Annotated in this window: 14 protein-coding genes; 5 read left to right on the top strand and 9 right to left on the bottom strand. The window is 34.0% G+C overall.

All coding sequences use genetic code 11. The features are described from left to right. Window positions 1-30 precede the first annotated feature (30 nt). From V7P73_RS11610 to V7P73_RS11570, 9 genes are all read right to left on the bottom strand, one after another. Window positions 31-387, bottom strand: a complete 357-nt coding sequence (locus V7P73_RS11610; RefSeq protein WP_333853867.1) for a four helix bundle protein — start codon at window positions 385-387, stop codon at window positions 31-33. A gap of 35 nt (window positions 388-422) precedes the next feature. Beyond that, the gene (locus tag V7P73_RS11605; RefSeq protein WP_333853865.1) at window positions 423-1,598 is read right to left on the bottom strand and encodes an acetyl-CoA C-acyltransferase; all 1,176 of its coding nucleotides are present in this window, start codon (window positions 1,596-1,598) and stop codon (window positions 423-425) included. Window positions 1,599-1,657: 59 nt separating this feature from the next. Beyond that, complete coding sequence (locus tag V7P73_RS11600; protein WP_333853863.1) at window positions 1,658-2,020, bottom strand: four helix bundle protein; 363 nt, start codon at window positions 2,018-2,020, stop codon at window positions 1,658-1,660. Between the two features lie 28 nt (window positions 2,021-2,048). Continuing rightward, a complete protein-coding gene (locus V7P73_RS11595; protein ID WP_333853861.1) occupies window positions 2,049-4,421 on the bottom strand; it encodes a 3-hydroxyacyl-CoA dehydrogenase/enoyl-CoA hydratase family protein in 2,373 nt (790 codons plus the stop codon). An 11-nt stretch (window positions 4,422-4,432) separates the two neighbouring features. Next, on the bottom strand, window positions 4,433-4,885 hold the full coding sequence (locus tag V7P73_RS11590; protein ID WP_116033760.1) for a MarR family winged helix-turn-helix transcriptional regulator: 453 nt from the start codon (window positions 4,883-4,885) through the stop codon (window positions 4,433-4,435). A gap of 144 nt (window positions 4,886-5,029) precedes the next feature. Beyond that, window positions 5,030-5,974, bottom strand: a complete 945-nt coding sequence (locus tag V7P73_RS11585; RefSeq protein WP_333853857.1) for an ABC transporter ATP-binding protein — start codon at window positions 5,972-5,974, stop codon at window positions 5,030-5,032. Window positions 5,975-5,981: 7 nt separating this feature from the next. Further along, window positions 5,982-6,296, bottom strand: coding sequence for a hypothetical protein (locus V7P73_RS11580; protein ID WP_333853855.1), 315 nt, complete (start codon window positions 6,294-6,296; stop codon window positions 5,982-5,984). Between the two features lie 6 nt (window positions 6,297-6,302). Continuing rightward, a complete protein-coding gene (locus V7P73_RS11575; protein ID WP_333853853.1) occupies window positions 6,303-7,265 on the bottom strand; it encodes a FecCD family ABC transporter permease in 963 nt (320 codons plus the stop codon). A gap of 12 nt (window positions 7,266-7,277) precedes the next feature. Further along, window positions 7,278-7,925 carry a TlpA family protein disulfide reductase gene (locus tag V7P73_RS11570; RefSeq protein ID WP_333853851.1) on the bottom strand — a complete coding sequence of 216 codons (648 nt, stop codon included), beginning with the start codon at window positions 7,923-7,925 and terminating at the stop codon, window positions 7,278-7,280. A gap of 86 nt (window positions 7,926-8,011) precedes the next feature. Here V7P73_RS11570 and V7P73_RS11565 point away from each other — a divergent pair, with 86 nt between their 5' ends. The 5 genes from V7P73_RS11565 (at window position 8,012) to V7P73_RS11545 (ending at window position 11,448) form a co-directional block, all read left to right on the top strand. Then, window positions 8,012-9,142 carry a 2Fe-2S iron-sulfur cluster-binding protein gene (locus V7P73_RS11565; RefSeq protein ID WP_333853849.1) on the top strand — a complete coding sequence of 377 codons (1,131 nt, stop codon included), beginning with the start codon at window positions 8,012-8,014 and terminating at the stop codon, window positions 9,140-9,142. Then, window positions 9,142-9,765, top strand: a complete 624-nt coding sequence (locus V7P73_RS11560) for a SanA/YdcF family protein (protein WP_333853847.1) — start codon at window positions 9,142-9,144, stop codon at window positions 9,763-9,765. The genes V7P73_RS11565 and V7P73_RS11560 overlap by 1 nt, the downstream gene beginning before the upstream one ends. A gap of 102 nt (window positions 9,766-9,867) precedes the next feature. Then, on the top strand, window positions 9,868-10,368 hold the full coding sequence (locus V7P73_RS11555; protein WP_333853845.1) for a hypothetical protein: 501 nt from the start codon (window positions 9,868-9,870) through the stop codon (window positions 10,366-10,368). Window positions 10,369-10,468: 100 nt separating this feature from the next. After that, window positions 10,469-11,086 carry a uridine kinase gene (udk, locus tag V7P73_RS11550; protein ID WP_074234746.1) on the top strand — a complete coding sequence of 206 codons (618 nt, stop codon included), beginning with the start codon at window positions 10,469-10,471 and terminating at the stop codon, window positions 11,084-11,086. A gap of 11 nt (window positions 11,087-11,097) precedes the next feature. Beyond that, a complete protein-coding gene (locus V7P73_RS11545) occupies window positions 11,098-11,448 on the top strand; it encodes an FtsB family cell division protein (RefSeq protein WP_307307061.1) in 351 nt (116 codons plus the stop codon). The last annotated feature ends 2 nt before the right edge of the window (window positions 11,449-11,450 follow it).

Raw genomic sequence — 11,450 nt, 5'->3', positions numbered from 1 at the left:
GATTATAAATTTTAAATGTAAGATTCGCTGTTATAAATTTTCAGATGAAGTTTTGATGATTTTAGTTAGAATATTAATGATGCTCTCAATTTCTTTTAAATAAGAATCAATATCAATCTGTACAAGATTTGAAGATTGATAAAGCTTCAACCAATATTTTGTTTCTCTCGCTTCCTTATTTGCAATAGAAAGTTTTGAGATAAAATCTTTCTTTGATTGTGCTGCAATTGCTTCTTCTACATTTGCACCAATCGAAGTTCCGCAACGAAGAATCTGCTTTGAAAGAATGTATTCATTCTGAGATTTACAAATCGTATAAAATTTAATTATACTCAATGCAAATTCAAATGTCTTATTCTGAATCAAATTATCTTCTTTGAAGCTCATCTCATCTAAAATTTATAATTTAAAATCTATAATTATTAAAGTAGTTCAAACACACTTGCAGCGCCTTGACCTGTTCCAACGCACATTGTCACTACGCCGTATTTGCTGTTTCTTCGTTTCATTTCGTCAAGAAGTTGAACAGTTAATTTTGTTCCTGTACAACCAAGTGGATGTCCAAGTGCGATTGCGCCACCATTTACGTTGACGATTTCAGGATTGATGTTCAATTCTCTTAAAATGGCAACTGATTGAGAAGCAAAAGCTTCATTCAATTCAAATAAATCGATATCCGATTGTTTAAGGCCAGCTTGTTCCAACGCTTTCGGAATGGCATACATTGGTCCGATTCCCATAATTCTTGGTGGAACTCCGACCGTCGAATAGGAGAGAAGTCTTGCCACTGGAGTCAAGTTTAATTCTTTCACCATTCTTTCCGACATTACCATTGTAAAAGCAGCACCGTCAGAAGTTTGAGAAGAATTACCTGCGGTTACAGAACCATTAGCTGCGAAAACCGGACGTAATTTTGCTAAAGCTTCGATTGAAGTATCAGCTCTTGGACCTTCGTCTTGTTTGAATGCATATTCTTTGGTCTGAATTTTTTCCTTTTCATCAAGGAAATTATATTTCACATCAATCGGAACAATCTGATTGTCGAATTTTCCTTCCTGTATCGCTTTCATTGCTTTCTGATGAGAGTTGTAAGCAAACTGGTCTTGCTCCTCACGACTCACTTTGAATTCATTGGCAACCGCTTCTGCTGTCAATCCCATTCCCCAATAATAATCGGGATTTGATTTTGCTAAATCCGTGTCCGGAATTGGTTTGTAACCACCCATCGGGATATAAGACATACTTTCTGCGCCACCAGCGATGATACATTCTGCCATTCCAGCCTTGATTTTTGCTGCTGCAATCGCAATCGACTCTGAGCCAGATGCACAATATCTGTTGACTGTTACACCCGGAACTTTATCGGTATCCAATCCCATTAATGAAATCAGTCTTGCGACATTCAGTCCTTGTTCTGCTTCCGGCATTGCACATCCGACAATTAAATCATCGATGCGAGCCGGGTCTAGATTTGGAACATCTTTCATAAGACGTTCTATTACAGTTGCCGCCATATCATCTGGACGTGTAAAACGCAAAGACCCTTTCGGCGCTTTACCAACTGCTGTTCTGTATCCTGTTACTATATATGCTTCCATATTTTTATAAGATGTTAGAGTTTAGATGTTAGAAGTTAGATTTAAACTTTAAATAAATTCTAACTGTTATTTAATTTAGTTTTGAATGAATAAATCATTTTCTGAATTTCAGAAAGTTCGTTGATTAAAGGCGCAACCTCAATTTCCGTTTTAAATTCTAATTCAAATAATAGGATTAATTGAGTTTCTAATTCATAAGCAGAACCTGAAGTTACTCCTAAAAATTGAATAAATTCTTTAACGTTATTTCTTCCTGCGCCTTCGGCAATATTAGAAGGAATTGAAACCGCACATCTTCTGATTTGACTTATTAATCCAAATTTTTCTTCAGTAGGTAAATCTTGAGTAATGATATAAATTCTTTTAACCAAATTCATCGACCTTTTCCAAATCTGCAAGTCTTGTAATCTATGCGCTTTCATCTAACTTCTAATATCTAACTTCTCACTTCTAATTCCTGACCGGCTTCCCTGTTTTCAACATTCCACCGATTCTTTCCAAAGTTTTTCTTTCGCCACAAAGTGAAAGGAATGCTTCTCTTTCCAAATCCAATAAGTATTGTTCAGAAACTTCTGTCTGCTCAGAAAGATTACCGCCAGTCATTACATAACCAATTTTGTTAGCGATTTTTCTGTCGTGTTCTGATGCGTAGCCACCTGCAACCATTTGATCAGTACCAACGTAGAACATTCCCATTGCTTCGTTTCCAAGAACTTTAACTTTCTCAGGAACTGGCGGCGTATATCCTAATTCGTCCAAAACAATGGCCTGACGTTTTGCTTCCGCAATTTGTCTGTCTTTGTTGACAACGATGATGTCTTTTTCTGTAAGAATTCCCATTTGCTTAGCTTCGTGAGCAGAAGTCGCTACTTTTGCTGTTGCAATATTCATAAAGTAATTTCTCAAATGATTGGTTTTTACATCATCAGGAAGTGCTCCTTTTAGCGCTCTCAAAGCAAACTCTTTTGTTCCACCGCCGCCTGGAATCAAACCAACGCCAACTTCTACTAAACCGATGTAAGTTTCCGCTGCTGCTACGATTTTATCCGAGTGCATAGAGAATTCGCAGCCACCACCAAGCGTCATTCCGAAAGGTGCAGCGATTACTGGAATTGATGAATATCTCAACTTCATAGAAGTCTGCTGGAACATTGCGATTGCCATATTTAGTTCGTACCAATCTTGTTCAACAGCCATCATCATTACCATTGCTAGATTAGCGCCGACTGAGAAATTTTCAGCTTGATTTCCTACAACCAAACCTCTGTAATCTTTCTCAGCAATGTCGATAGATTTATTAAGACCTTCCAAAACGCCTCCTCCAAGAGAATTCATTTTTGAACGGAATTCGAAATTCAAAATACCGTCGCCAAGGTCAATCAAAGCAGATTCGGAATTAGACCAAACTGTTTTTTCTTTTCTAATATTATTAAGAATGATGAAAGCATCCTGACCAGGAATTGGTTCGTAAGTTTTCGTATTCTGATTATAGAATAACTGTTTTCCGTTTTCCAGCTTGTAGAAAGATTGGTGTCCTGATGCCACCATTTCCTTAACCCAGTCAGCAACTTTGTAACCTTCACTTTCAACCAAATCAATTCCTTTTTGGATTCCTACAAAATCCCAGTTTTCGAATGGTCCGTATTTCCAGGCATAACCAGTTTTCATAGCATCATCAATCGAGTAGAACACATCCGTGATTTCTGGAACTCTTTGCGAAACATAGGCGAACAATGAAGCGAAATGTTTTCTAATCAATTCTCCAGCTTTGGATTGGTCTTTCAACAAAATTGGCAAACGGTTTTTCAAACTTCCGGCTTCTTTTGCTGAAGCAACGATAGAAAGTTTCGGCTGTTTTGTTGGTTCGTAGCCCAGCGTTTCATAATTAAGAACGAAACGATTCACATTTCCGCCAGCATCTTTTTCTTTATAATAAAATCCTTTTTTAGCTTTATCACCAAGGAATTTATTTTCAATAAGGAAATTCAAAGTTTTAGAATCTTTAAGCGCCTGAACCATTTCATCGTCTTTAAGATTGGCTTGAAGTCCTTTGGTTACATTGAAAGCTGTATCCAAACCAACCAAATCTCCCAATTTGAAAGTTCCGGTTTTTGGACGATTCAGTAAATCTCCAGTCAAGGAATCAGCTTCTTCAATCGTTAAACCGATTTCTTCCGTCAATTCCATAATCTTAGCCATCGAGTAAACACCAATTCTGTTTCCGATAAAACCAGGTGTATCTTTACATAGAACAGTTGTTTTTCCAAGGAATTTCTCGCCGTAAGACATAAAGAAATCAATAACAGACTGGTCTGTTTTCGGCCCTGGAATGACTTCAAATAATTTCAAATATCTCGGTGGATTGAAGAAGTGCGTTCCGCAGAAATGTTTCTGGAAATCTTCTGACCTTCCTTCCGACATCAAATGAATCGGAATTCCCGATGTATTAGAAGTGACTAAAGTTCCTGGTTTGCGAAGTTGGTCTACTTTTTCGAACATCGATTGTTTGATGTCCAATCTTTCGACAATCACTTCAATAACCCAATCCGAATTTTTGATTTTCTCCAAATCATCTTCAAAGTTTCCAACGGTAATTCTGGAAGCGAAGGATTTGTCATAGATTGGTGAAGGATTACTTTTCAAAGCGTTGTTAAGATGACCTTGCGCAACGCTGTTTCTTGTTTTTTTGTCGGCATTTTCCGAATCTTTCGGAGGCATATCCAACATCAAAACCTGAATGCCGTTACCTGCTAGATGACATGCAATACCGGAACCCATAACGCCGGAACCAAGCACTGTAACGTGTTTAATTTTTCTGTTCATTTATATGAGATTTATTTTTTATGATTTAGTTCGTTTGCAATCTTTAGAATATCTGTCATCACTTCTTTGAAAACTTCAAATTTCTCTGGAGCAATTCTTTCTACTACTTTTTTATTGAAATTAACGACAACTTCTTTTGATAGATTTCTGGAGTTGACTCCTTTTTCCGTCAGTTTTATAATCACTTCTCGTTTATCTGTTGTGGTTTTTTCTTTGTAGATATAACCGTTGTCTTCGAGAAGTTTGATGATTCTTGTCAAAGAAGTAGGTTCAATCGCCATTTTGGGACCAAGATTCGTACTTCTTGTTCCTTCTTTTGGGTCAATTTTAAGTAACGTCAATGCTTGAACTGCAGTTGAATTGTACAGAGAAGCTTGATCCGAATACATTTTCGAGACCGCTAACCAAGCCGACTTTAACATCAAGTCAACACTTTCGACTTTTTCTGAATTTTTCTTTTCCATAACTAGCATATTGAAGTGCTTTTTACAAATATAAAAAAAATACTATGCATGCATAGTATTTTGTTGTTTGGTTGTTTAAATTATTGATTTACAATTGATTAATTATTATGCAAATCTTATTAAATAAAATTGATAAAAATCTATTTAGTTAGAATTGCTTGTTTTAATCAATGTTTGCAGAGACTGTTTAATTTCGAATAAATTATGACAATTATCATAAAAATCCTCCGAATTTAGTTCCCAAAAATCATTTTTAAACGTCAATTTGATTTTTCGTAAATCTTGATAGAAGTTTTTTTGGAGATAAGAAAACATCATTTCTTTTTCCAATTTCGGTGCATCAATTTCTGGAGCGTGAAAGGTTTGATTAAATTCTAAAATCTTTGGCATAATCAATTGGGGATTGTTGAGAATGACTTCTTCAGAAATTCCGCTGATGAGTTTTTTGTCCTTTATCCACCAGATTTTATCGGCAAATTCTTTTGCTAATCGCCAATCGTGAGAAGAAAAAAGAATCAGTTTGTTTTCTGATTTTGCGAGATTTCTTAGAAGTGAGAGAATCATCAATTTATTTTCTTCATCCAAATGTGTGGTTGGTTCATCCAGAATAATAAAAGGAGAATTCTGAGCCAAAGCCCTTCCTATAAAAGCTTTTTGAAGATTTCCGTCAGATAATTCGGTTAGTTTTTTGTTTTGATATTCTGATAGATTGAGTTTGTTTATAATAGCAGAAACTTCCTGTTTGTCAGTTTCATTCAATTTAAAATAATAAGGATAATGAATGTATTTACCGAGCGAAATTAAATCTGTGACCGTATAATTATCAGGAATTTCTGCTTTAGAAAAAACAATGGCAATTTGAGATGCTATTTCATTTGAATCCAGCTTTTTAATTGATTTTCCGTTAATAGAAATTTCACCTTTTAAAAGCTTGTTTTGTCCAAGAATAGTTTTAATTAAAGTCGTTTTCCCGATTCCATTATTTCCCATCAACAAACAAACTTCGCCTAATTCCAAAGACGAATCAATCTCCGAAACCAAAGGATTTGAATAGCCGATTGTTGTATTACTAATTTTAAGGAAACTCATTTTATGATTATGGATTTCTTAGATTTAAAATTATCAAAATCTTTGGTAATAAAAGAAATATTATAATTGGAATTAAACTTAAAAATAACCAAATGTATTTTTGTTTTTGAATTTTAATGAGTGTGATTATACTTAATACTAAAGAACCAATCATTGATATTGGAAATGCAAAAAATAAATACCAATTATGAGCTGTAGAATAAATCCAATGCTTTTCTTGATTAAGACGAAATATATTAGAATATTCCATAAAAGAAAAACTTAAAATAAATAAGAAAATATTTATAATTATTAATCCTTTATATGTTTTGATATTTTTCATTACTTATTACCTTTTCATCAACATCAACAATATCACGGGAATTCCAAAGAATGTTGTGATGATATTAATAGGAAATTGACTCAGTTCCGAAATAATCGAGAAAACCTGCAATATAAACACACCCAAAATCATGTTCAGAATCCATTGATGCCAAAGTTGTGCAGGATTCCAAATCATTCTGCAAAAATGGGGAACAACAACTCCAATAAATAAAATCGGCCCTAAAAAAGCCGTAACCGAAGCAGAAAGTAGGGAAGAAGCTACAATAATGCTGATTTTCAGTTTCGATTGACTGATTCCAAAACTCTGTGCATAAGCGCTTCCCAGAGCATTTCCAATTAGAGGTTTTATAGATTTGAAAGTAAAAATTAATCCAATAATGATTAAAACTGTAAGAATCGAAATTTGAATTAAACTTGCTTGATTATTCGCTCCAAAAGTCCAAAGCATATAATTTTTCAAACTTTGACTTTCCACATAAAACTGAAGAAACGAAACAACAGCTCCAGCTAAAGCCGAAATCAAAAATCCGAAAATAATGATGAAACTTTTATCCCTAAATCGGTTTGAAAATAACAGCAAAATCATCATCAAAACAATACTTCCAATGATTGATGATAAACTGATAAAGCTATTTTGAAAAAAATCAGGAATAACAATATTTTGCGAAAAGAAAATATAAAATGCGACAAACAAACTAGAAACCGAAGTGATTCCCAAAACATCTGGACCAGCCAAAGGATTCTTAAAATATTCCTGCAAAAGAAATCCACTTGTCGGGATTGCAATTCCAGCTAAAAGCATTGCTAAAGCGCGGTTAATCCTAAATCCTGCAATCTGAAAATTATCTGATTCTGAATTTAAAAAATCAGAAAAATTCAGTTTTGCAAAACCAATATTAAGATTGATGAAAAACGCAATAATCGCCAAAACGACTATCAATGTTACCAAAAGAGGAAAACGTTTCATCAAGAATAATTCTTATTTTAAAGATTTTTTCGGGCCAGTGATTCCAGATTTTTCTTTATTCTCAGCAACTTTTGCAGAGGAATTATGAGCCAATAGTTTTTCGATTTTCTGATTTAGCATTTCCTCGCTCATAGAACCAACGGTTTCGTCAGATTTATCACCTTTTCTAATCAAAGTAAAAGGAATAGCACTTCCATCCCAAGATTGGAAATTTTGTGCGAAAAACTCTTGTTTCAAAAGCATTCCGTCAAGAAGAATGACGTTCTGATTTATTTCGTATTCATCAGCAAAATCAATCACTTTTGTTTCCCAATCTGTTTTGTTATCAAGACTTATAAATGTGAATTTTACAGGTTGATTTTTTAACTCATCCATTTTTTTTCTGAAATGCGGAATCTCCTGCATACACGGTCCACACCAAGTCGCGAAGAAGTTGGTCACATAAAGCGTGTCAGAATGATTGGACTTTAAAACTTCCGTAATTTTTTCAGGAGAAAGTTCCTTTAATGAAATAAGTTTGCCATTGCTACTACTTGTGTCTAAGCTCAAAGAGTTGTCTGTTAAAGAGTCTTTTACTTCAGTTTCAACAACTTTTTCATCATTCTTTTTACAAGCTAAAAAGCTGAGTGACACAACGGAATATATCAGGAATTTTCTCATAGTTTCATTTTATTTGAAATTGAAAACCAAGCTTTGCTATTTAGATTTTTTCTTTTGTCAAATTTCATTAAATTTGATACTTGACAATGGAGAATCAATTAACAATCGCGAATCAACCTCAGTTTCACAGGCTAAAAATAGCTAAAAAACGGCAACTTACCAAAAATGCTTTTGCATTGGAATTGACTATTCCTGAGGAATTAAAATCACAATATAATTATCAGGCTGGGCAATATGTGACGTTGAAATATCATTTTAATGAAAAGGAAATTCAGAATGATTATTCTATTATATCTGCGCCTTTTGAAAATAAAATTGATTTGGCCATCAAAATTAATGGCGACGAAAGTTCCACCAATTTTCTATTTCAGAATTATCATATTGATGACGAGATTTCCGTGAGTGAACCTTTGGGAAGATTTTTTATTCCATCGAGACCTAATGAAAAACGAACAATTCTTGCGTTTGCTTCCGGAATTGGAATTACACCGCTTTTTAGTCATATTAAGAACATTCTCAACGAAGAACAATTTACTAGAATTTTCCTCTTTTATGGGAACAAACGTTATGAAGATATTGTTCTGAAACAGGAATTGGAAGATTTGCAGAAAGAAAACGTAGGAAGATTCGAAGTGTTTTATTTCTTATCTAAGGAAAAAATAAAAGACCAATTGTTTCAAGGAAGATTGGACGAAAAGAAGATTTCTCTTATTATTAATCAAATTCTTCATCTCGATGAAGATGATGAAGAATCTACAATTTGGGATAGCACAGACAAAGTCCTTATTTGTGGTCCAGGTGCGATGATAAAATCCGTCGCCAATGCTTGTTACAACCACGGAATCCCGAAAAAGAATATTCATTTTGAATTGTTTGAAGCTTTTAATGATGATATTTATCCAACCGAAAAAGAATTTCCTTTGATTGAAAATGTAAAGGTTAAAATCAAATTCAATCATATTGAAAAAGATGGAATTGTTTTAAAAAATAATGAACGAAAAATTCTTCAGCAATTACTAGATTTAGGTTACAAACTGCCTTATTCCTGCAAATCTGGGATTTGTGGAAGCTGCCTTTGTTATTTGAAAAATGGAGAAGTGGATATGACAGAAGACGAATATTTGACCGAAAATGAAAAACTTCAGGGGAAAATTTTGCCTTGTGTTTCCATTGCAATGAGCAAAGATGTATATTTAGATTTTGATTTGTATAACTAATGTTGAAGAAGGTTGCTAATTTTCTGAAGATTATTTTCAGGCTTGTAGAGCTAGGGATTTTGCTGTTGATTTTAGCGAACTTCTGGGTTTTTGCTCTTACAAGTGGAAGAACTTATACGAAAATCAGCAAAGTTCCATCAAGAGATTGTGCTCTGGTTCTGGGAACTTCTCCGAAAATGCGTTCTGGCATCGCAAATCCTTATTTTGTCGCAAGGATGGATGCTGTTGGAACACTTTATCATCACGGAAAAATCAAAAAAATTATTGTCAGTGGCGAAAAAAGTGAAAATTATGATGAGCCTGCTGCGATGAAACGTTTTTTGGTTTACACCGAAGGCGTTCCAGAAAATATTATTATTGAAGACCCCAAAGGATTCAATACCCATAAAAGTATTTTACGTTGTAAAAATGTTTATGGTCAAAAAAATGTGATTATCGTTTCACAAGGTTTTCATAACCTCAGAGCTTTATTTTTTGCAAGAAATAATGGGATGAATGCGCTTGGATTTGACGCCCAGGATGTCAGCAAAAATGAAAGCTTCTACAGAAATCACACCCGTGAGTTTTTTGCCAGAGTTTTGGCTGTTTTCTATTATGTTTTGGGAATTTCTCCTGAAGAATAAATCTTTAGATTATCTATCCACTTTTCTCGATTTCAATCTTGGCAGATTCTTTGTAATTTATATGTCGATACTGAAAATGTATAACTTATAAAATCGAAGAAAATGAAAAATTCAATCAAAATAATATTGGCTGCTTTTGCGATGAGTATGGTTTCTTGTGTCGCGGCGACAGATTCATATAGTTATAATAATGACCCTTATTCTATGGGATATTCTGATGGTTACAGAGACGGTTATTATCAATCGCCTGATGGTTACTGGTATGCGCCAAACGTTGTTTACTTAGATTACAACAATAATTATTACAGAAATGGAGCCATTTATAAATCAAATTCCAGACTGCGAAATAACATTGTGATTTCGCCGAAAAGAAACTCAATGCATAATGATAATATTAGAATTCAGCCTGTGAGAAGTCAGAGAAATAGTGGAATGATTAATTCAAACCAAAATAATGTGAGAACGCAGTCAAATACTAGAAATCAGAGTAATATGAGAACTCAGCAGTCAATAAGAAATCAAAATAATATGAGGAATGCTCCCCAAAAAGATGCTCAACCTCAAAGAGAAGTCCGTTCGGGAGAAAATTCTGGAAGAAGATAAAATAATTAAGCTGCAAATTGCAGCTTTTTTTGTGCAAGTAATTTTAAGTTTTATTTGATTCTGAAAAAAAAATAATAGTATTTTTGTAAAAAATGTAGAGATGCTCGTGATTGGTATAGCCGGAGGAACAGGTTCCGGAAAAACAACTGTTGTTAATAAAATTCTTCAACAACTTAACTTAGAAGGCGTTAACGTGCTTTCTCAAGATAATTATTACCACGACAATCCTAATTTGACTTTGTCAGAAAGAGAAGTTCTTAATTACGACCACCCAAAATCAATCGATTTTGACTTGATGTTGCAACACGTTAAAGCCCTTAAAAATCATCAGAGCATAGAACAGCCGATTTATTCTTTCGTAACGCATTCCAGAACTGGCGACCACGTTACTGTGGAACCAAGAAATGTTTTGATTGTAGAAGGGATTTTGGTTTTGACAAGCAAAGAATTATTGAAAGAATTTGACCTAAAAGTGTTTGTTCACGCAGATTCAGACGAAAGATTAATCCGAAGAATTCGTAGAGATACACAAGAAAGAGGAAGAGATTTGCAGGAAGTTTTACACAGATATCAGACGACTTTGAAGCCGATGCATCAAGAATTTATCGAACCTTCTAAAAATGAAGCAGATTTGATTGTTCCGAATATGAAACAGAATTCTGTAGCCATTGATTTCTTAACGACTGTGATTAACAATTCGCTTAAAAAAGTTCATTAATATTATTTACGATGAAAGAACTAATCAAAGATATCAAGAAAAAATCGCCGACACTTAAGTTTTTCCAGACTTATGTGTTCAATAAATATGTGTTGACATTAGTTGGATTTTTGGTTTGGATGATATTTTTTGACAGCACTTCTTTTTTGGTTATCAATGAACTGAATGGCGAAATTGGACGTTACGAAAACCAACGTGAATTCTATAAAACAGAATACGAAAAGAATGACAAATTCTATCGTAAACTGATGAATAATAAGCAGGAAAAAGAAAAATATGCCCGTGAAAATTACTTTATGAAAAAACCGAACGAAGAGATTTTCATATTGGTAGTTGACAGTTCTAAAATCGCAAAAAAATAAAC

The organism is Epilithonimonas sp. (genome assembly GCF_036780765.1).
Taxonomy (GTDB): Bacteria; Bacteroidota; Bacteroidia; order Flavobacteriales; family Weeksellaceae; genus Epilithonimonas.
This window is presented reverse-complemented; position numbering and strand designations above follow the sequence as displayed.